At 59.3% G+C, this 21,781-nt stretch carries 19 protein-coding genes; 1 reads left to right on the forward strand and 18 read right to left on the reverse strand.

The window, feature by feature from the left end; translation table 11 throughout:
* Positions 1-9: 9 nt before the first annotated feature.
* The 18 genes from flhA to G5287_RS10795 all read right to left on the reverse strand — a co-directional run bounded on the left by flhA (position 10) and on the right by G5287_RS10795 (position 20,030).
* Positions 10-2,115, reverse strand: coding sequence for a flagellar biosynthesis protein FlhA (flhA, locus tag G5287_RS10710; protein WP_216951806.1), 2,106 nt, complete (start codon positions 2,113-2,115; stop codon positions 10-12).
* A gap of 107 nt (positions 2,116-2,222) precedes the next feature.
* Complete coding sequence (flhB, locus tag G5287_RS10715) at positions 2,223-3,353, reverse strand: flagellar biosynthesis protein FlhB (protein WP_216951807.1); 1,131 nt, start codon at positions 3,351-3,353, stop codon at positions 2,223-2,225.
* Positions 3,346-4,143: a flagellar biosynthetic protein FliR gene (gene fliR, locus G5287_RS10720; RefSeq protein ID WP_216951808.1), complete on the reverse strand. Its 798-nt coding sequence runs from the start codon at positions 4,141-4,143 to the stop codon at positions 3,346-3,348. The genes flhB and fliR overlap by 8 nt, the downstream gene beginning before the upstream one ends.
* Positions 4,140-4,409, reverse strand: a complete 270-nt coding sequence (gene fliQ / locus G5287_RS10725; RefSeq protein ID WP_005334727.1) for a flagellar biosynthesis protein FliQ — start codon at positions 4,407-4,409, stop codon at positions 4,140-4,142. Before fliQ ends, fliR begins: the two co-directional genes overlap by 4 nt.
* 25 nt (positions 4,410-4,434) lie before the next feature.
* Positions 4,435-5,208, reverse strand: coding sequence for a flagellar type III secretion system pore protein FliP (gene fliP / locus G5287_RS10730; protein WP_216951809.1), 774 nt, complete (start codon positions 5,206-5,208; stop codon positions 4,435-4,437).
* Positions 5,195-5,575 (reverse strand): flagellar biosynthetic protein FliO, encoded by a 381-nt coding sequence (gene fliO / locus G5287_RS10735; protein WP_323912708.1) that lies wholly within the window; start codon positions 5,573-5,575, stop codon positions 5,195-5,197. Before fliO ends, fliP begins: the two co-directional genes overlap by 14 nt.
* A complete protein-coding gene (gene fliN / locus G5287_RS10740; RefSeq protein ID WP_005343964.1) occupies positions 5,572-5,964 on the reverse strand; it encodes a flagellar motor switch protein FliN in 393 nt (130 codons plus the stop codon). The genes fliO and fliN overlap by 4 nt, the downstream gene beginning before the upstream one ends.
* Before the next feature lie 49 nt (positions 5,965-6,013).
* Entirely contained in the window at positions 6,014-7,084 is a 1,071-nt protein-coding gene (fliM, locus tag G5287_RS10745) for a flagellar motor switch protein FliM (protein WP_005343961.1), read from the reverse strand.
* A 7-nt stretch (positions 7,085-7,091) separates the two neighbouring features.
* Positions 7,092-7,607, reverse strand: a complete 516-nt coding sequence (fliL, locus tag G5287_RS10750; protein WP_227341088.1) for a flagellar basal body-associated protein FliL — start codon at positions 7,605-7,607, stop codon at positions 7,092-7,094.
* Between the two features lie 57 nt (positions 7,608-7,664).
* Positions 7,665-9,599: a flagellar hook-length control protein FliK gene (locus G5287_RS10755; RefSeq protein ID WP_421231266.1), complete on the reverse strand. Its 1,935-nt coding sequence runs from the start codon at positions 9,597-9,599 to the stop codon at positions 7,665-7,667.
* 67 nt (positions 9,600-9,666) lie between these two features.
* Positions 9,667-10,107 (reverse strand): flagellar export protein FliJ, encoded by a 441-nt coding sequence (fliJ, locus tag G5287_RS10760; protein ID WP_216951813.1) that lies wholly within the window; start codon positions 10,105-10,107, stop codon positions 9,667-9,669.
* 27 nt (positions 10,108-10,134) lie between these two features.
* The gene (gene fliI / locus G5287_RS10765) at positions 10,135-11,466 is read right to left on the reverse strand and encodes a flagellar protein export ATPase FliI (protein WP_421172543.1); all 1,332 of its coding nucleotides are present in this window, start codon (positions 11,464-11,466) and stop codon (positions 10,135-10,137) included.
* Between the two features lie 52 nt (positions 11,467-11,518).
* Entirely contained in the window at positions 11,519-12,337 is an 819-nt protein-coding gene (fliH, locus tag G5287_RS10770; RefSeq protein ID WP_216951815.1) for a flagellar assembly protein FliH, read from the reverse strand.
* Between the two features lie 68 nt (positions 12,338-12,405).
* Entirely contained in the window at positions 12,406-13,467 is a 1,062-nt protein-coding gene (gene fliG, locus G5287_RS10775) for a flagellar motor switch protein FliG (RefSeq protein WP_216951816.1), read from the reverse strand.
* Positions 13,460-15,166 carry a flagellar basal-body MS-ring/collar protein FliF gene (gene fliF / locus G5287_RS10780; RefSeq protein ID WP_266134068.1) on the reverse strand — a complete coding sequence of 569 codons (1,707 nt, stop codon included), beginning with the start codon at positions 15,164-15,166 and terminating at the stop codon, positions 13,460-13,462. Before fliF ends, fliG begins: the two co-directional genes overlap by 8 nt.
* A 45-nt stretch (positions 15,167-15,211) precedes the next feature.
* On the reverse strand, positions 15,212-15,529 hold the full coding sequence (gene fliE / locus G5287_RS10785) for a flagellar hook-basal body complex protein FliE (RefSeq protein ID WP_042011636.1): 318 nt from the start codon (positions 15,527-15,529) through the stop codon (positions 15,212-15,214).
* 347 nt (positions 15,530-15,876) lie between these two features.
* Entirely contained in the window at positions 15,877-18,981 is a 3,105-nt protein-coding gene (locus tag G5287_RS10790) for an efflux RND transporter permease subunit (protein WP_421231267.1), read from the reverse strand.
* Positions 18,981-20,030, reverse strand: coding sequence for an efflux RND transporter periplasmic adaptor subunit (locus G5287_RS10795; protein ID WP_266134070.1), 1,050 nt, complete (start codon positions 20,028-20,030; stop codon positions 18,981-18,983). The genes G5287_RS10790 and G5287_RS10795 overlap by 1 nt, the downstream gene beginning before the upstream one ends.
* 199 nt (positions 20,031-20,229) lie before the next feature.
* On the opposite strand from G5287_RS10795, the gene G5287_RS10800 reads away from it, so the two are divergent.
* Positions 20,230-21,768: a sensor domain-containing diguanylate cyclase gene (locus G5287_RS10800; RefSeq protein WP_421231268.1), complete on the forward strand. Its 1,539-nt coding sequence runs from the start codon at positions 20,230-20,232 to the stop codon at positions 21,766-21,768.
* Positions 21,769-21,781 lie beyond the last annotated feature (13 nt).

The following is a 21,781-nucleotide window of genomic DNA, read 5'->3' on the forward strand; positions in this document are numbered from 1 at the left end:
CTCCGCTAACTAGTTCTGCCCTACCGCACTGACGATGCGGATCTGCTTGTCGTCGGGCACTTCCTGATAAGACAGAACACGCAACCCAGGAATGGCATTCTTGACAAATTTTGCCAGGGTATTGCGCAAGATCCCCGATGTCAGAAGCACGGCCGGTTGGCCTTCCAATTCTTGTCGTTGAGTGGCTTCCACCAGCGAGCGCTGCATTCGCTCCGCCAGACCCGGCTCAATACCGGCACCATCACCTCCACCCGCCTGCAGGGATTGATGCAATATACGTTCCAATTCAGGTGCCAATGTTATCACCGGTAGCTCTGGGTCTGGGCCGGCAATCTCCTGCACAATCAGACGACGCAGGGCAATCCGGCAAGCCGCGGTGAGCACTTCCGGATCCGGACTGCGCGGCGCGTATTCAACCAGGGTCTGCAGGATAGTGCGCATATCGCGGATTGGCACCCCTTCATTGAGCAAATTCTGCAATACCTTCACAAGGTTACCCATGCTGATCACTTCCGGTACCAACCCTTCGACCAACTTGCTCTGGTGTTTGCCAATCATGTCGAGCAGTTGTTGTACCTCGTCATGGCCGAGCAACAGTGAGGCATGGTTGGTCAAGATCTGACTCAAATGGGTGGCAACTACGGTCGCAGTATCCACCACTGTATACCCCAGGGTCTGCGCCTGTGACACCTGCTCCTTGGCTACCCACACTGCTTCAAGTCCAAACGCGGGATCCCGGGTAGCAATCCCCTGAATTTGGCCGAATACCTGCCCCGGGTTGATGGCCATCTCTTTATCATGGTAGACGCTGGCCTCGCCGGTACTGACTCCCATCAAGGTAATGCGATATTGATTTGGTGCCAGATCCAAGTTGTCGCGGATGTGGACGGCAGGCACCAGAAAGCCCAGTTCTTGCGAGAGTTTCTTGCGCACCCCTTTGATCCGGTTGAGCAGTTCGCCCCCCTGATTGCGATCCACCAGCGGGATTAGCTGGTAACCCACTTCCAGCCCGATGATGTCTACCGGCATCACATCGTCCCAGCTCAACTCTTTCTGTTCATGCGATGGCTGGTCAGTACTGGTCGGCATCAACTCGCCGCTGGCTGCTTTGGCTACCGCCAGCTTCTCGCGGCGCAGCAGCCACCAGGCTCCAGCGGCAGCGATCGCCCCCAGACTCAGGAAGGCGAAGTGCGGCATCCCCGGCACCAGTCCCATCATCAGCAGGATACCGGCAGAGATGATCAAGGCCTTGGGATTGTCGAACAGTTGGCCCAATACCGCCGTGCCCATATCCTGATCGGTATTCTGACGGGTCACTATGATGGCGGCGGCGATAGAGAGCAACAGGGAGGGGATCTGCGCCACCAGACCGTCACCTATCGCCAGCAGGGTATAGATCTCGGCAGACTCCCTGAAGGTAAGATGATGCTGCATCATCCCGATGATAAAGCCGCCGATGATGTTGATGAAGAGGATCATGATGCCCGCAATGGCATCCCCTTTGACGAACTTGGAAGCACCATCCATAGAGCCATAGAAGTCCGCTTCCTGGGTCACATCCTGGCGACGCTTCTTCGCCTCTTCCTGGTTGATGAGGCCGGCATTCAAATCGGCATCGATGGCCATCTGTTTGCCCGGCATCGCATCCAGAGTAAAACGGGCGCTCACTTCCGCGATCCGCCCGGCCCCCTTGGTGATAACCACAAAGTTGATGATCATCAGGATAGTAAAGACGATGATGCCGACTGCATAGTTACCGCCGATCACCACATTACCGAATGCCTCGATCACATGGCCTGCCGCTGCACTGCCATTGTGACCTTCCAGCAACACCACCCGGGTCGAGGCTACGTTCAATGCCAGCCGCAGCAAGGTGGCCAGCAGCAATACGGTCGGGAAAGCAGCAAATTCGAGGGGGCGCCGGGTATAGACGGATACCAGCAGCACCACGATAGAGAGCGCAATGTTGAAGGAGAAGAGCACATCCAGCATCAGTGGCGGGATGGGCAACACCACCATGCCGAGCGCGGCCAATACCAGCAGAGGGGTACCAAGGCCTTTGCTCAATACTCCCCGAGACTGTTTTAACTGGCCCAATACTGCCTTGAATTCCATCGCTCTTCTCAATGTCAACCTGCTGGTGCCAGATTAAAGCAAACATTAAGCCAACAATGCAACACATTGAAATGCAATGAATTTATTTTGACAACGTCAGAACTTTGTCATTTGCGATATTCGGTCGGAATGGGCAGATCTTTAGCCAGCGGCTGAGGACGGCGCCCCTGGCCACGGCGGAATTTCTTGAGCTGGAAGACATAGGCCAGAACCTGGGCAACCGCCGCAAACAACCCTTCCGGGATCTCGTGGCCCAACTCGGTAGAGTGGTAGATAGCCCGGGTCAAGGCCGGTGACGGCATGATGGGTATCTCGTATTCTCTAGCTATCTCCCTGATCTTCATTGCAATTTCATCAGTTCCCTTGGCCAAGACCTTGGGCGCAGCACCGGGTTTGCCCGCATCATACTTGAGCGCTACCGAGTAGTGAGTCGGGTTGGTGATCACCACATCAGCCTTGGGTACATCCCCCATCATCCGGCGCATCGCCATCTGCATCTGCAACTGGCGGATCTTGCCCTTTACCTCGGGTTTACCCTCGCTATCCTTGAACTCGTCCTTCACCTCCTGCTTGGTCATCTTGAGCTGACGCATATGGTTCCATTTTTGGAACGGCACATCGATGGCCACAATAGGCAACAGGGCACAGCAAAGAATGATCAGCATCCACAAAAAAAGGTCGAGGGCATCTATAATCCCACCGGGGAATCCCTCCATGGAGAGGTTGAGCAGATGATCAAACTGGCTGGAGAGCATCCACCAGGCAAACAGGGTGATGAACACCACCTTGGCGATGGACTTGACCAGCTCAATCAGCGACTGCACCCCAAACATCCGCTTGAACCCGCTGATGGGGCTCATCTTGCTGAATTTCGGCATCATTGCTTCAGTGGAGAAGTTCATCCCCCCCATCAGGATATTGCCGATAAAAGCTGCAATAGCGACCAGAGCGAATAGCAATCCGAGCGGAAACACCAGTTCCCCCAGCAGCGCCGGCACCATGGCAACCATGGCATTGGGATCGAAAGCCTGCTCTCTGTTCAGCGTGAAGCCCATGGTCACCACCTTGAGCATGGCGTTCGCCAGGTAACCCTTGATAAACAGCAGGCCAAATACGGCTGACAACAGCACACTGGCTGTTCCCAGCTCCTTTGAACGTGCAATCTGCCCTTTTTCACGGGCCTGTTGCAGTCGTTTGCCCGTGGGTTGTTCGGTACGTTCCTGGTCGGTATCAGCCATTGACACCTCCGAAACATTGGGTGTCAATCAGCTCGCAACTGACCTCCTGCACCCGCTCCCACAAGGTGTCGAAATGGCCGAGGAACCCGCCGATCGTAAGCCAGAGGATAAGCAAACCCGACATCATGCTGACGGCAAAACCGATACTGAAAATATTGAGCTGGGGGGCTGCCCGGGTCATCACGCCAAAAGCGAAGTTGATGAGCAACAGCGCCACGATGGCAGAGAGGGCCATCACCAGCGAGGCCTGATACATGACCCCCAGGAACGCGCTCAGGGTTTGCATAGAAGAGAGTGACAGACCGCTATCGGAGATGGGTAGCGTCTCAAAACTGAGGATAACCAGGCGTAGCATCACCAGATGACCATCAAGCGCCAGAAATACCAGAGTCGCCAGCATCAGATAAAACTGACCGACCACAGGGGCCGACTGGCCATTCATCGGATCCACCAGGGTGGCAAAACCCAGACTGGTTTGCATGGCTATCACCTGCCCCGCCATCACGAAGCTTTCCATCAGAAACTGGGTCATCAACCCCAGCGCAATACCGATCAACAGCTGCTGGCCCAAGACCAGAAAACTGCCGGCAGAGAAGAGCTCCACTGGGGGCATGGGAGGGAGCAGAGGAGCAACCAGAAACGTCACGGCTACCGCCAGCCCCAACCTGATCCGAGCGGCGACCAGCCGGCTGCCAAATACCGCCATCACCATGAAAAGGCTGCTTATTCTAGCCAGTGGCCAGAGAATGGACGACAACCACTCCATGATCAGAGCGGTGGTATAGGTCACCCCACCACCTCGGGAATTTGATTGACCATCAGGATGAAGAAGTCCATCAGACTCTGCATTCCCCAGTGAGCACCAATCCCTAGGGCCAAAAGGGTCACGATGAGACGGGGCAGAAAGCTCAAGGTCTGTTCGTTGATGGAGGTGGCGGCCTGAAAGATGGCTACCACCAACCCGATAGCAAGGCTGGGCAGGATCACGGCGCTGACCATGATATTGACCAGCCAGAGCGCCTCACGAAATACATCGACAAAGGTTTCTGGACTCATGTTCGGGCTCCTTGCATGGGACCGGTTAACCGGCACCCAGTCCGAAACTGTTGGCCAGCGAACCCAGGATCAGGTTCCAGCCATCCACCATCACAAACAGCATCAGTTTGAAGGGCAGCGAGACGATCATCGGCGAGAGCATCATCATCCCCATCGCCATCAAGATACTGGCGACCACCAGATCGATGACCAGAAACGGCAAGAACAGCATAAAGCCAATCTGGAAGGCTGTTTTCAGTTCGCTGGTGACAAAGGCCGGGATCAGCACCCGCAGCGGCACATCGGCAGGCTTCTCCACCTGCACGTTGGCGATCTCCATAAAAGTATTGAGATCCTTGATCCGGGTCTGGGCCAGCATGAACTGGTGGATGGGCAATTCAGCCCGTTCCAGCGCCTCCTTGGCCTCAATGGTTTCGGCCAGATAGGGCTGCAGTGCCTCGTCATTGATGCGATCCAGCACAGGCGACATGATGAAGAACGACATGAACAGGGCGATGCCGATCAACACCTGATTGGAGGGGCTCTGTTGCAGACCGATCGCCTGACGCAAGATACCCAACACTATGATGATACGGGTAAACGAGGTCATCATGATGACCATTGCCGGCAGGAATGAAAGTGCCGTCATCAACGCCAGCACCTGCAGGGTCAGGCTGTACTCCTGAGAGCCATCCCCCATGGTCTTGACGGTCACTGCCGACATGCCGTCCTGCGCCAACGCAGGCCAGGCGCAAAACAGCGAAATCAACAGGCTGGCCAGCAATCCGCTTTGCCACAACAAGCCGTTAGTTTTTTTCATGTTTGCCCATCAACTTACCCAGCTGCTGGGAAAATGCCTGCGGCGGCTGTTCGTCCAGCGGCTCCTCCAGCCGATAGAGAAAGTTGACCTGCTGCGGCGTTACGCCGACCAGCAGCTGCTGCTCACCCACCTTGACCACCAGCAACTTCTCCTTGTAGCCCACAGGCAGCGTAGCAATCACTCTCATCTGCCCGCCCCCCATGGCGGTGGCAATTTTGCTCTTCTTGAGCAAGAAACCCAGCACCAGAATAAGCCCGATCACCATCAGGCTGGAGAGCAGCCAGGAACTCAGGCTGGGAGGGTTGGCGGCCCCCCCCACCTCGGCAAACACCGGCAATGGCAGCCACAACAGCAGCAGACGCATCATTTGAGTTTCTTAATCCGTTCAATCTGGCTGATGACGTCGGTCAGGCGAATACCGAACTTGTCGTTCACCACCACCACCTCGCCGTGAGCGATCAGGGTACCGTTAACCAGCACGTCGAGGGGCTCGCCCGCCACCCTATCCAGCTCCACGACCGAGCCCTGGTTCAGCTGCAGCAGGTTACGAATGCTAATCTGGCTGCGACCGACCTCCATCGAGATGGTGACCGGAATATCCAGAATGGTGTCAAGCTTACGCCGCTCCTCGGCACTGATAGGGGCATCGTCCTTGAGCTCTTCCAGCGGGGCCGGTTTGGCTTCCGCCGTCACCTGCTCCTCCAGTGCTGCCGCCCAGGCATCAGCCATCAGATCCTCTTCCTCTGTTCCGCTCATCTTGTTTCCTTATACCACTTCGTGACGCTCAATAACTGCAAACCGTCGATTAACGCTGTTGTTCTTCGATGCTGCGCTCAAGCTCTTCAAGCTCGGCCTCACCATCGATACGTACACCACCCCGGGTCACCAGATGCATCTCGGTCTTGACCCCTTCCGGGCGCTTGAGCTTGTCGGTGATCTTGAGTGCCACATTCTCCTTGGTCCGCCCCATCTTGGCATGGAAGGTGGGCAAATCTTCCACGTAGACCAGCAAATGTTCGGGCATGTCGACCGGAATAATATCTCCCGGCTGCAGCTCCATCAGTTCACGCAGAGTGAGTTCGGTCTCCAGCAGTTTGGCCCTCAACTCGACCTTTACATCCATGATCTCGTCACGAAGTGCCTTGCTCCAGCGCACGTCTGTGTCACCCTTGTCACTCTGTACACCGGCATCGAGCAGTTCACGGATCGGCTCCAGCATGGAGTAGGGCATGGCCACGTGGAAATCGCCGCCGCCACCATCGAGTTCGATGTGAAACGAGCTCACCACAATCACTTCGGTCGGGCTGACGATGTTGGCCATCGCCGGGTTCACTTCAGAGTCGAGATACTCGAACCCTACGTCCATCACCGGCGCCCAGGCATCCTTGTAATCCTCAAACACCAGTTTGAGCAGCATCTGGATGATCCGTCGCTCGGTCGGCGTGAACTCGCGCCCCTCAATCTTGGCGTGGTAGCGCCCGTCACCACCGAAGAAGTTCTCCACCAGGATGAAAACCAGTCGTGCCTCCATGGTGATGAGTGCGGTTCCTTTCAATGGCCGGAAACGCACCATATTGAGGCTGGTCGGCACAAACAGGGTGTGAACATACTCACCAAACTTCAGCATCTGCACCCCGTTGATGGAGACCTCGGCGGTACGACGCATCATGTTGAACAGGCTGATCCGCATGTGGCGAGCAAAACGTTCGTTCACCAGCTCCAGGGTCGGCATCCGGCCACGGACGATGCGGTCCTGGGAGGAGAAGTCAAACTGGGCAACGCCGGGGTCTCCGGCGCCGCCTATCTCTTCCTCTTCGACATCATCGACACCGTGCAAGAGGGCATCAATTTCGTCCTGACTTAACAGATCGCTCACGCTTCACCTACTGCATTACAAAGCCGGTAAACAGCACTTGTTCGATAACGGGGGAAGAGACCAGGTCCTTAAGCACCCGACGGCACTCTTCCAGTGAATCCTTGCGCAGCTTCTCCTTGCCTTCAAAGGTCATCAGCTGTTCGGCACTGGCTGCACTGAACACCCGCAGCAAGGTGCCTTCAATCAGGGGAATGTTCTGTTTGGCCAACGTCTCGTCGGCGGTGCCGCGCACCATCAGCTGGATCTTGATCTGCACCAGTCGATCCCGCTGGGCTCCCGCGACGTTGAAGACAAAGGGACGCGGCATCCCGACATAAAGGGATGGCTGGGGTGCTTCCACCTTGGGTTTGGCCTCAGCACCCTCCGCCGCTTCGGCAGGGGGGGTATCCGAGCCGGACAGCATAAGCCAGGCGCCAGCTCCACCACCGCCCAGCAAAATGACCGCCAGGGCAATGATAATAATCAGCTTCTTTTTCTTGCCCGCAGCCGGGTCTTTTAGCGTCAATTCGTTATCGTCAGCCATCCCTTGTCCACCCTAGTCTCAAACTTGTTCGATATCATAAACTTACTCGGGATTGCATCAAGCATAGAAATCTATTCCTGAACCGTTTGTCGATTCCACCGACAAATTGGGGTTGGTCGTAGTGACCTCCCCGTCAAGATGGCTATGACCGGAGTGTCCCTCTCCTGATTGTCCCTGCCCGGCAAACGCCGACTGACCCTGCTGTTGTTGCTGCGGTGACTGTTGTGACTGCTGCTGCACCTGGGTCTGGCCAAGCTGGATCCCCTGCCCCGCCAGCATTTCACGCAGACGGGGCATCGCCTGCTCCAGCATCTCACGGGTCTGTCCGTGCTGAACTACAAAATGGACGCTCGCCTGGCTGGATGCGTCGATCTGGATCTTGATCTTCATCTTGCCAAGGCCGATGGGGTCTAGCTGAAGCTCGGCCTGCTGCAGCTTGTCGGCCAGCATCAGGTTGACCTTCTGGTGCAATTCGGCGGGTGCTTCCTGACTAGACAGTTTCAAATGGGGTAAATTCTGCGGTTCACGGCGCAACGTGCCCTCAGCGGCGGGCGCCCGGCTGTCGGCCACCTGGGGCTGAGGCTGGCTGTTCTGGCCATGCTGTACAGTCTGGCTCTGGCTGCTCTCGCTGCTCGATGTCGTAGCGACAAGACTCTTCTCAGACTCACCGGCCTTCGGTTTTACCTCAAGCGAAACCGCTTTGCGCACCTCGTCGGTGCCCGTCACTTCCATCTGCCTGATCCCGGCTGAAATGCTCGACAGCGGTGCTTGCGGCCCCTGAGATTCGGCCTGCGCCAACACCTGCTGCGGCGCCACCATCACGGGTGCGGCAGCGCTATCGGTCTGAGTCGTCACATTTGGCGTCACGCTGCTCTGGGCTGTGGCACTTTGCACTGTCGTCACTTGCGCCGCACCTGGATTGGAGGATGTGGTTGTCGCTGCCTGCTGTCCCCCCTCGGCGCTACTCTTATCAGCTCCCTTGCCAGCCCCATTAGCGATGCTCTCTACGGCAGTAGAAGTGGTTGAGCTACCCGCATCTGGTTGTTTGCCCCCCTCACCGAATGCCTTGAGCACCGCCCCCTGAATCGCGGCTTGAGCAGCTTGTCCCTTGCCGGTCACGACGCTGCTGGCAGCGGGGTCGGATTTGCTGTCATCTCCCTCTTTCACTGCGGGTGACTCACCACTATTTGCCGCATTGGCGGACGCCTCAACCGGCAACACCCTGGCCAGTTGGGCCATCCGCTCAGCCCCCGTAAGGGGCTTGGTGAGCTTGCCATCTGCCCCGAGAGTTTCACCCTTGGCAGAGACTTTCTCCCCGGGCTGACCATCTTGGGTGGCGGCGGCATCCTTCCCCTCAGAAGTGTTGGGAGCGGAGGACAGTACGGCGGTCGAGGCGTCGCCCTGCTCAATCACTCCTCCTGCAGAGAGTGAAACCGGAGTTTCAAGGGAAGATTTACCAGTCGTAGCCAGAAGCGACTGCGCCCCGGACTGATCGGCAAGTTGGCGTACAGTCCTGACAGTTGCAGGGGACTGCTCGCTTTCATCAAGCGCAATCCCCTCCAGCGCACCCTCTTGCGGCAACGGATTGCCGTCTGCCGCAGTGGCGCTCTGTTGGGCCGCCACCGCCAGCTGGGGAGTCACTAGCGAGGTATCGAGCTTGAGGGAGTCTTGCAGACGGAGCAGAAAGTCGGTGGCAGGGACCTCCTCCGCCTTGTTGACGGCGCCAGGCTCCTGCTCCTTGCTGGCCTCCTCTTTGGGAGAGGCGCCCTCGGTCGCCAAAGATTTGGCTGATCGGACATTTTTATCGCCCTGAGTAGCCTCGGCGGCGCCCTGTTCGCTGTTCCGGGCCTTGGCAATCAGAGTGGCGAAATCACCCTTGCTGTCGCGCCCCCCCAGATCGATGCCATTGCTCTCGACTGAGCTGCTCAGAGGCGCTTTGTCCAATCCGTTGGCCGCAGCCGAAGGCGTTTGTGTCAACACTGTCTGCATCATGATGGCATCCCTGAATTCTGGCGGCCCCCTACGAGATGGCCGCCGACAATGTCCAGATCAAAGCAAGTTACAGGCCAGATTGATGAAAACGCCGCAACATGGCGTACTCATCCAGCATCTTCTGCTCCTGACGCAGAGCTTTCTGCTGCTCGCGGCTCGCCTGCTTCTCCAGCAACAGCTCTACCGCCTTGCGTCGCTGCTGGGCAGCCAGCCACTCTCCACGACGTTGCTCCAGCGCCTGACGCACCTGCAGCACCCCTTCGTATTGCTGGGTCGCCGCCTGCTCAAGCTTGTTGATAAAGGCGTGATACTGGCTGTTTTGCTGGGGCGAAATCCCTTGTAAACCGCGATCGGTCCACTGCTGGTGGTAGATCTGGCGGTACTGGTTGAGGGCATTTTGCTGATCCATAAACAGCTTGAGATCCTGCTGCGCCTTCACCAGCGCCAGCGCACACTGCTGCTCTGCCTCAGCCAGCCGCTCTGCCAACAATAGCAACCCTTTACTCATAGTCGCACCCTCTCTTCCCAACCGTCATCAACGCATCAAGGGCATCGCCACCATCTGCAAGGCTTGCAGGCCATCATCGTAGTGAATGACCTCGCGCATCCCCTGCTGCAAGAACTGATCCAGGTAGGGTTTTTGAATGATGGCGCGGTCGATGCGGGGGTCGGAACCCTGACTGTAGGCACCGATGGTGATGAGATCCCGGTTCTGCTGATAGAGGGAGTAAAACTGCTTGAGGGTGCGCGCCAACTCCATGTGCTCAGGTGAAGTGACCATGGGCATGACCCGGCTGATGGATTTCTCGATGTCAATGGCCGGATAGTGGCCCGCATCGGCCAGCTCGCGCGACAGCACTATGTGGCCATCGAGGATCGCCCGCGCCGCATCGGCAATGGGATCTTGCAGGTCATCCCCCTCGGTCAATACGGTGAAGAATGCCGTGATGGAGCCCTGGCCGTCACTGCCGTTGCCTGCCCGCTCCACCAGCGCCGGTAATTTGGCAAATACCGACGGTGGATAGCCCTTGGTCGCTGGCGGCTCGCCCACCGCCAGCGCGATCTCACGCTGGGCCTGAGCGTAACGGGTAAGAGAGTCCATCAAGAGCAGCACATTAAGCCCCTGATCGCGGAAATACTCGGCGATGGCCAGCGCCGTTTCACACCCCTTGAGCCGCATCAGCGGCGAGGCATCGGCGGGAGCCGCTACCACCACGGAGCGGGCACGGCCCTCCTCTCCCAGAATGTCTTCAATAAACTCTTTAACTTCCCGGCCCCGTTCACCGATGAGGCCGACCACCACCACATCCGCCACCGAGCCGCGGGTCATCATGCCCAGCAGCACCGATTTACCGACACCGGAACCGGCAAACAGCCCCATCCGCTGGCCCTGCCCCACCGTCAGCACGGCGTTAATGGCGCGTACCCCGACATCCATCGGTTGATGGATCGGGCGGCGAGAGAGCGGGTTGATGCGGTGCTGGGCAAACTGCACCGTCCGGGACGAGATAATGGGGCCGAGGCCATCAAGCGGCTGGCCGATGCCGTCGATGACCCGACCAAGCAGGTTCATGCCAACAGGAATACCGTGCTCTTCGGTGATGGGCACCACACGGGCACCAGGGATAACCCCCTTGAGCTGTTCACTCGGCATAAGATAGAGGCGATCGCCCGAGAACCCCACCACTTCGGCCTCCAGCGTCCCATCCAGGGTATCGATGCGACACAAGGCTCCGATGGCAGCACGGCAGCCGATGGCTTCGAGGGTCAGCCCCACCACCCGGGTCAATTTGCCGGCAACCGGCGGTTTGGGGGCGCTGTCGCGTACCTTGTACCCTTGCAACCGGTTCAGTAGCGAGCCGCTCATCTGGCCTCCTGGAAGCTAAAAAGTGCAGCCGGACGGTAACGTCCGGCATCGGTTATGGGCGTGGATCCTGCGAGGCCGGTTTCTGCGACGCATTGTCCCGCAAGAAGTTGCGCAGCAGCTGATCGATGCGCCCGGAGAGGGTCAGATCGATGCTGGAGAGCTCGGTGACCAGTTGCAGATCGCCGGGGGAGAGGGTGGGATCGCTCTGCAGTCGCCAGTGCCGCTTGGCGCACTCGTCGGCGCCAAATGCCTGCTCGATTCGCGTGATGTCATCAGGATGCAGCATCAGAGTCACCCCCTGCTCGGCGGCAGGCAGCAACGCCAGCCCCTCCTTGAGCGCCTCCAGCAGGATGCGGGGCGAGGTCTCTGCTTCATGGCGAATGAGCGCGCGGGCCAGTTGCATCACCAGCGAGACCAGTTGCTGCTCTACCGCCAGATCCAGCGCGCTCAGGGGATTGGCAAGGCGTGCGGCGAGACCCTGCCAGTGGGCGATCTCCTGCTCCACCAGATCGCGCCCCATGGCCAGCCCCTCCTCGCGCCCCTGTTCGAGACCTGCAGCATGACCCTGTTGCAATCCTTCCAGTTTGCCCTCTTCGAGCCCCTTGGCAAAACCGGCCTCGCGCCCTTCGGTCAGTCCCTCTTCCCAGGCGGCCTGACGGATCGCTTCGAGCTCTTCGGCGGTGATGCTGGGGGTCGGCTCCTGCTCGGGTTCCGGCTCCACCACCTCCTCTTCCTGCTGATACCAGTCAGGTGCAAGACCGAGCGCATTGGTCTCGGCCTCAGCCACCACGTCCATTTCGGGCCAGCCCCAGGCCTCTACCCGGGTCTCTTCCCCTTCAGGCCGCACATAACCACGCAGCTTGTTGTTCATCTATTCGCGCCGCTCCTTGCCAAGACAACATACTGGGCGGCAGACAGGTTACATGAGTTGGCCATGGTTTAGAGGAACTCCTCGCCACCGCCGGAACCCAGCATGATCTCGCCGGCATCCGCCAGACGGCGGGCGATGGAGAGGATCTCCTTCTGGGCAGCCTCCACCTCGGAGACCCGGATCGGCCCCATGGCCTCCAGATCGTCTGCCAGCATTTCTGCCGCCCGTTTCGACATGTTCTTGAAGATCTTCTCGCGCATCTGATCGTCGGACCCCTTGAGGGCGCGCTGCAACAGATCCCCAGGCACTTCCCGCAGCAGAGTCTGGATACCGCGATCGTCCACATCGATGAGGTTTTCGAACACGAACATCAAATCCTGGATCTGCTGGCTCATCTCTTCGTCCGACTCGCGGATGGAGTCCATCAACTGGCCTTCGATATTGGTATCCAGATAGTTCATGATGTTGGCGGCTGCCTTCAGGCCGCCCATCTTGGCTGCCTGGGCACCGGCCGCACCGGCGAACTGTTTCTCCATGATGTCGTTCAACTCTTGCAGTGCCGCCGGTTGTACCTCTTCGAGGTTGGCGATACGCATCACCAGATCGAGGCGCACCTGCTCCGGGAACTGGCTCAGGATCTCGGCGGACTGCTCCGGCTCCAGATAGGAGAGCACTATGGTCTGGATCTGCGGGTGTTCGTTCTGGATGATGCTGGCCACCTGACGGGCATCCATCCACTTGAGCGAATCGAGGCCACGGGCGCCGGAACCGAGAATGATCTGGTCCACCAGGTTGCTCGCCTTGTCCTCGCCAAGGGCCGCCACCAACGCCTTGCGCACAAAGTCTTCACTACCGATACCTATGTTGGTGTACTTCTGGATATCGTCGATGAATTGACGGTGCACCGCCGCCACCCGATCGTGACTGAAATCGGACATGGAGGCCATCGACATACCGAGCCGCTGCACCTGCTTGGGTTCGAGATGGCGGAAGATCTGGGCGGCATCCTCTTCGTTGAGGCTCAACATCAATACAGCCGCCATCTCCATACCGGACATCTGATCCAGCAACTGGCGCTGGCTGTCGGTAATGTCGTTGCCGGTCACCTGGCTTTTAGTTTCTTCAGGCATCTTTGGTTACCCACTCTTTAATGACCTGAGCGGCCAGATCCGGTTCGTTCGCCACCAGCGCACGCACCGCCTTGAGCAAATCTTCGTCACGGTGCAGATCCGGCAGTTTCAGCTGACCATCGCGCACCCCGAATACCTGCTCTCCCTCAACCTGGGCTGCCAGCAAGCTGAGCTCGTCGTCACCCCCCAATACGGTGTGGTTGTCAAAGTCCACTTCCCCTTCCGGCTTGGCATCCGGATAGAGCAGCCGCTTGAGCATGGGGCGAACCACGGTGACGATCAAGACAATAATCACCAGTACCGAGGCGGCAATCCGTACCGCACGCCAGAACCAGGGCTGATCGTAGAGCGGCACCTCGGCCACGGTATCAAGCTCGGGACGATTGAACGGAATGGCGACCACCTCGAGGGTATCACCACGGGTCACATCAAAGCCAAGGCCACCGCTCAGCAAACGGCGCAGGGTATCGAGTTCCGCCTGGGTGCGCGCTTCGCGGGTCACAGCCCCGTCGGCACCGGGCACCGCCTTGTAATCCACCGCGACCGAGACGGTCATGCGGCGAATGCCCCCCATCTGACGCCGGGTATGGCTGACGGTGGTATCCAGTTCGAAGTTGCGGGTCGCCTCTTTGCGAGAACGCCCCGAGGCAGCAGCGCTGGCCCCATCACCGCCAGTGGCCTGTTCAGGAATATTGGACGCGGCAGGGGGCTGGTTGCTGAGAGCCCCCGGCACTCCGCCATTGCTGCCGCCGGAGCTGTTCTCTTCCAACGTCATCTCGGAGCGCACTGCAGGCAGATCCGGGTTGTAGGTTTTGCGGGTCTGCTCCTGCTGGGAGAAGTCGAGGGAGAGATCCACTTCCGCCGTATAATTGTCGGCGCCAAGCACCGGGATCAGAATGGCGTCAATTTTTTGCTTGTACTCCAGCTCCTGCTTCTGTTGCATCGCAAATTCCTTGCGCGTCTGGGCAGAGACGGGATCCTGGGAGCCGGAATTAAGCAGGCGGCCATTCTGGTCGGTGACGGTGACACGAGTCGGCTCCAGGCCATGTACCGCAGAGGCCACCATATCGACGATGGAGTCCACCTCCCCCTGCCCCAGTGCCGCCCCTTTCAGGTTGAGTACCACGGTAGCACTGGGCTTGCGCTCGTTGCGGGCAAAGACGTTATCTTTGGGGATGGCCAGCAGCACCTGGGCCTTGGCCACATTCTGGAACTGTTCAATGGCGCTCGCCAACTGGCGCTCGCGACTCAACTTGAGGCGCTCGGCCTCCATCCGCTGGCTGACACCGAAACTGGAGTCCTTGAGCAGAATATCCTCTCCACCATTGGCTACATCGGCCGCATTGGTGAGGCCGGCCCGGGTCAGTGCCAACCGGATACTGGCAAAGTTCTCGGCACTGACCAGCACGCTCTTGCCATCGACCTCATAGGGGATCTTCTGCTGATCGAGGAAGTCGAGGGTCTTGACCAGCTCCTGAGTGGTATAGGTGCCAAGAGGGCGCATATCCGGCTCCTTGCCCCACAGCAGGATGAAGACGGCGATGGCGAGGCAGATGGCAAGCCCCAGGATCAGAGTGATCTGGCGCAGTACATCGGTATTGGACAAGAATCCCAGTGCCGAGCTCTTCTGCTCGTTGGCATCGAGGGCGGCGGTGCCCTCATCGTTTATCAGCAGATCGCCATTTTGGTCAGTAGCCACGATTTATGTCCTTATTGCTGACATGTCATGATGCACGGTCATCGCTCAGACCGGCATATTCATGATGGTTTTGTAGGCATCAACCATCTTGTTGCGCACTTGCACCGTCGCCTCAAAGGCGATGGAGGATTTTTGGCCCGCGATCATCACCTCGGCCAGATCCACCGACTTGTCGCCCATATCGAAACGGGTGCGCAGATCATTGGCTGCGCCCTGCAACTCGTTGACGTTACCGAGCGCCTGCTGCAACAGCAGGCCAAAATCGGAGGTCACCTGACGGCCAGGCTGTGACAGCGGGGTTGCACCGGCCTCTACCTTGAGAGCCTGCATCTCTTGCATCAGGCTGCTTGCACTAATTTCCATTTTCTGTCCCCAGACAAATCATTGACGCTGACGGACCAAAAGCAATAAAAGTGCCAATTAGGTAAAAACGATCTCAAGCCGCAGAAATGGAGGGGAAAAAGAGATGATGAGGGGGATCGGGGAATAGGCCACTTCACGCACGGCACGGCTCCGTAACCGGCCACACCGTAGAACCGTGATGTTTGTCGAGCCACTTGACCAGTGGTTTGTTGTGAAGATTAACCACTCGACGGGCTATCAGTCCGAGGGGATGGCGCGTGCAGAGCCGGCTATCGGGCTCTGCACGCTTGCGGGTGCGGACTGATACGCTCCGCGGCCCCAGTCAAAGCTGGCATCGGACACTGCCGTTATGGCTCAGAAGTGTCCCCCCTGGCGGCCAGCGCCTCATCTACCTGCTGATCCCGCTGCCCGGTCATGCTGGCGTGACGGGCGATCAGGTGGTAGGTGGCGGGCACCACCAGCAGGGTAACCAGAGTCGCCAGGGAGAGACCGAAGAAGACCACGGTCCCCACCGCCATCCGGCTCTCGTAGCCAGCCCCCATGGAGAGCATCAGCGGCACAGCGCCGATGATGGCGGTGAGCGAGGTCATCAAGATCGGCCGCAGACGGCGCACCGAACCCGCGATGATCGCCTCTTCGAATCCTTCACCGCGCTGACGCAACTGGTTGATGAACTCGACGATGAGAATACCGTTCTTGGTCACCATGCCGATCAGCATGATCATCCCGATCTGGCTGTAGATGCTCATCTCCTGCCCCGTCAACCAGAGGCCAAGTAGACCGCCGAAGATGCCGAGCGGCACCGTCATCATCACCACAGTCGGGGTGAGGGTGCTCTCGAACTGGGCCACCAGCACCAGATAGACCACCAGCAGGGCGAGGCCGAAGACCATCGCCATCTCCCCCTGATTGTCGCGGTAATCCTTGGAGTCACCGGCGTAATCCACCGTCATACCGCTCGGCAGATGCTCGTTGGCCCAGCCATCGAGGAAGTCGAGCGCCTCGCCCAGAGTGTGATCCGGTGCCACATCGGCGGTCAGGGTCACCGCCTTCTGGCGCTGATAGTGGTTGAGGCGATTGGCGGTCGCCACCTGCTTGACGGTCGCCAGGGTCGAGAGGCTCACCATCTCGCCATTGGCCGCTTTCAGGTAGATGCGGCCGAGATCCGAGATGCCGTTGAACTCCTTCTGGTTGACGCGCAGATAGACGTCATACTCCTCGCCCCTGTCCACATAGGTGGTCTTGCTCACCCCGCCCAACATCGCCTGCAGGGTGCTGGCAACGGTGGAGACCGGTATGCCGAGCTGGCTGGCGCTGTCGCGCGAGACGGTCACCTGCAGCTCAGGAGTCTTCTCGGCGTAGTCGAGATCCGGGCTTATCATCAGGCCACTGGCCTGCGCTGCTTTTTGCAGCTCTAGCCCCTGCTGGTAGAGCTCGGCATAGTCGTTGCCCTGCAGCACGAACTGCACCGCAGCGGTAGAGCCGCCACGGAAGCCTGGCTGGAAGGTGCGGATCATCACATCGGGAATAACCGACAGCTTGGCCCCGAGCGAGCGGGAAAACTCGGTGGCGGTCACATCACGCTCGGCCCAGTCGGTGAGCTGGATGATCACCATGCCGGTCTGATCGCCGCCACGGCCAAAGGCGGGGGTACTGAAGCTCATCGCCTTGACCACCCCCTGGCCCAGCATCGGCATGATGGTCGATTCCACCTGCTGCATGTTGCGCTTCATCCGCTCGATGCTGGTCCCCTCCGCCCCCTTGACGAAGACGAAGACCACACCGCGATCCTCGGTCGGGGTGAGACTGCTAGGCAGCTGGGTAAAGAGGGCACCGATACCGGCCAGACAGAGCAGCAGCGCCAGCGGCATCCAGCGCGAGCGACGCAGCAGCCCCTGCAGCAGATGACGATAGTGCCCCTCCATCCGGCCCAAAGCGCGATCGAGAGCCGCCGTCAGCCGGTTCGGCTTGTCGAGCGGGCGCATCAGCCAGGAGCCCATGGCTGGCGTGAGGGTCAGCGCCACCAGCGAGGAGCAGAGCACCGCCAACGAAAGCAACATCGCAAACTCGGTAAAGAGCCTGCCCACCATGCCATCCATAAAAGCAATGGGGATAAAGACCATTACCAGCACCGCCGTGGTGGCGATGACCGCAAAGCCCACCTCGCGGGTGCCGTGCCAGGCCGCCAGCAGGGGTGACTCACCCCGCTGCAGATGGTGGTGAATGTTCTCCACCACCACGATGGCATCATCCACCACCAGACCGATGGCGAGGATCAGCGCCAGCAAGGTGATGAGGTTGATGGAAAAACCGAGATACCAGGCGCCGATAAAGGCGGAGATGAGCGACACTGGTACCGTGATGGCAGGAATGAGGGTGGTGCGCCCCTGCCCGAGGAACAGATAGAGCACCGCCACCACCAGCACGGCGCAGATGGCCAATGTTTCATATACCTCGTCGATGGCCTGCTTGATAAAGATGGTGGAGTCGTAGTCAACCTCCAGCTTGGCCCCCTCCGGCAGAAAGCGCTGCATCTCCACCAGCTTCTTCTCAACCCCCTGTGCCACCGCCAGCGGGTTGGCGGTGGACTGGGCGACGATGCCGATACCCAGACTCTCGCGGCCATTGCGCTGGTAGGCACTGTCTTCGTTCTTGGCTCCCACCTCCACATCGGCAATGTCGGCCAGATAGACACTCTGACCGTTGGCGGCGGTACGCACCTGCAACTGCTGGAAATCTTCAGCCGTGTGGTAGAGCCGAGCAATCTGCACCGACATGGTCATGGAGTTGTTGCGGATCTCGCCGCCCGGCAGCTCGATGTTCTCGCGCTTGAGGGCATCCTGCACATCCGCCACCGTGACGCCGCGCGCAGCCATGTCGGCCGGGCGCAGCCGCACATACATCACCTGGGTGAGATCGCCGGATAGCGCTACTTCGCTCACCCCGTCCACCAGACTCAAGGGGTCGACCAGCACCCGGTTGGCGTAGTCGGTCATGGCGGTGCGGTCCATCTGGCTGCTGCTGAAGTTGAGCCAGACCGCCACATCACCGCTGCCGCTATCCTTGGTCACCAGCGGGTCGTCGGCATCCTCCGGCAGCTTGCTCTTGGCACGGGTCAGGGCGTCACGCACATCGGAGACCCCCTCCACCATGTTCCAGCCAAGCTTGAACTCCACCGTGATCATCGAGCGCCCCTTGCGGGTCACCGAGTTGATATTCTTGATACCGCTGATGCCGGAGAGCTGATCCTCGATGGGCTTGGTGACCTGACTCTCCATCACTGCGGGAGCCGCTCCCTCATAGGTGGTGGTGATGGAGACCGACGGGATCTGCACGTCCGGCATCTCCCGCACCGTCAATTTGCTAAAAGCGACCAGACCGAACACGCTGAGCAGGGCGCTGAGCACCACCGCCACCAGCGGTCGGCGTACTGAGATATCGGAGAGCCACATCAGCCATTTACCTCCGCCAGATCGTGCACCTTGGCACCATCACGCAAGTTGACCAGCCCCTCGACCACGATGCGATCGCCGACTTTCAGCCCCTCGGTAACCCAGACAGTCTCACCCTCGGTCTCGCCGAGCACCACTGGCACCCGCTTGACCCGGCCATCGGCCTCAAGGCGATAGACGAAACGCTGCTCGCCGGCGTACTCCACCGACTGGGCAGGGATCAGAGTGAGCTGGCGGGAGGGGAGCAAGAGCTCCACGTTGAGCAGCATGCCCGGGCGCAACTGGCCGTTATTATTGGGTAACTCGACCCTCGCCTTGATGTTCTGGGTCTCGTTGGAGATACGGCTATCGAGGGTGGTGAGGGTGCCGTTAAAGCGCTGATCCGGCCAGGCTGCGCTGGTCGCTGTCACCGCCATGCCGGGGCGCAGCAGGGAAAGGTAGCGCTCCGGCACTGCCAGATCGAGGCGCAGGGTGTCGATATCGTCGAGGTGCAACAGGGTATCGCCGCTATTGACCAGGGCCCCTTCGCTCAAATCAATCAGGCTCACGGTACCGGCAAAGGGAGCGGTGAGAGTGCGCTGGGAGAGTTCGTAACGGGCGGCATCGACCCGCGCCTGCACCTGATCAACGGTGGCCTCCTGCCCCTCCAACACCGACTGGGTGACGGCTCCACGGGCGACCAGCTTGCGCATCTCGGTCAGCTTGCGATTCTCGTCGCGCAGACTGGCTCTCTGCTCGGCCAGCTCCGCCTGTTGCTTGCCCGCATCCAGCGCGACCAGCGTATCGCCCTTGTTGACCTGCTGACCCGACTGCACCGCAATCTTGACCAGGCGCCCGGTCACCTCGGGAGTGATCACCACCGAGTGGTTGGCCGCCAGTTTACCTACCAGCTTGAGAGTCGGCTCGGCCAGACTCTGCTTGACGGTCTGGGTACGAATATTTATCTCGCGGGAAGGGGCTTTGGCTGCTGGTTGCAAGTGGCCAACCGCCCACCAGATGGCCGCTACCAGAGAGAGCAGGCCGAGGCCAATCCAGATACGCATTTTCATCAAACAATCCATGAAGTGTTAAGAAGGGGAAATCTGAGTGGGGGCCATTTTAGCCCCAGACTATGCCGTGACTATGTATAAATGTGACAAAACGTAACAGGTGCATGGTGAACTCACCCGGTTTCAGGTAGTTCAGTTTGTTTTCACACCACATCGCATACACTAACGACAATTTCCTTCGCAACCCGACTGACTGCCTATGCCCAACATGTCTGGCCACCGTTTTCTCACACGCCTGACCTGGCTCCTGTTCGCCGTGGTCATCCTGCTGATTGGTTTGACTTTGTGGCAAAGCCTGAAACAGATTGAACGCCTCTATCAAAGCGATACCCTCAACAGTGCCATCTACCTGCGGGATCGGTTCAAACGGACCGAAGTATTTCTGGAGGCGATGCGCGGGCAGGCTGAGGAGCGACTGCGCAGCGACCCCCAGTCGGTGCTCACCCGCCAGCTCTATCGCCATATCGAGGCGCTGCCAGAGGGGCTGGCTCTCGACAAGCTCCCCGGTGATTTGCCTGCCGGACTGGCAGGCAACCTCACCGGTGATGGCCCGCTGCCGCCCCCCGGCAGCGAGCGTGAGGCACGCATTCATCTGGCCCTGAGCCTCTCCCCCTTGCTTGCCACCGCCAGCCAGCGCCTTGGCAACGAGATCGCCTGGGTCTACTTCACCGGTGTGGACAACTTTATCTATCTCTACCCTTGGCAACCCTCCAGCCGGTTTCGCTTTTATCCCACCATCTACCAGAAGAGCTTCTGGCAAGATGCGCTGCACAGCACCAATCCGGACAAGAAGACCGTTCTCTCGCGCCCCTATGAGGACTTTATCGGGCGCGGCCCCATGGTCACCATGTCCCAGCCCCTCTACAAAGAGGGAACTCTGGTGGGAATGATCAACATGGATGTGCTGCTCGCCCGCCTGCAGCAGCAGCTCGATCAGATGACCCCGGCGCTGGGGGAATATCTGCTGCTCAATCAGTACCACCAGGTGCTGGCCAGCAGCGCGCGCCAACCCGTGGCGCCGCAAAACACCGAACCGACCGGCGAATATCAATGGCGGCAAGGCACATTGCAGCTGATCATGGCGATACCTGATACCCCGTTGCGGCTGGTGCACAGCGTGACCCTGCTACCGCTGGTGTGGGCCATGCTCTGCCAGTCCGCGCCGACCCTGCTCGCCATCCTCTTTATGCTGCTGGCCGTCCTCTCCAACCTGAGATCCCATCGCCTCAACGAGCGGCTCAACTACCTCTCCTGCCACGATGCCCTTACCGGCGCTTTCAACCGCCACTATGTGGTGCTACTGGAGCAGGCGGGAGAGCTGGCCCGGCTGCAAGCGGGGATCCTGATGTTCGATGCAGACCACTTCAAACGAGTCAATGACAACTTTGGCCATGCCGTGGGGGATATGGTGCTAATCCGGCTGGTGCAGATCTGCCAGCAGCAGCTTGGGCCCACAGACCGCCTGATCCGCTGGGGGGGCGAGGAGTTTCTGCTGCTGATTGGCCGCAGTGATGCAACACAGCTCGGCGAGCTGGCGGAGCGACTGAGAAAGGCGGTGGCAGATCACGACTGGGCCGCCATCGAACCCGAGCTAGAGGTCACCATCAGCCTCGGCTATCTCCCCCACCAGGAGAACCTTCCCCTGCACGAAGCGGTACGCCGCGCCGATGTGGCGCTCTATCAGGCCAAGGCCAACGGTCGCAACCGCAGCGAAAGATGGCAGGATGACGCCTCCTGACTCTCGGAGTAAG

The organism is Aeromonas sp. 603079, from assembly GCF_049172135.1.
Lineage (GTDB): Bacteria > Pseudomonadota > Gammaproteobacteria > Enterobacterales > Aeromonadaceae > Aeromonas > Aeromonas veronii.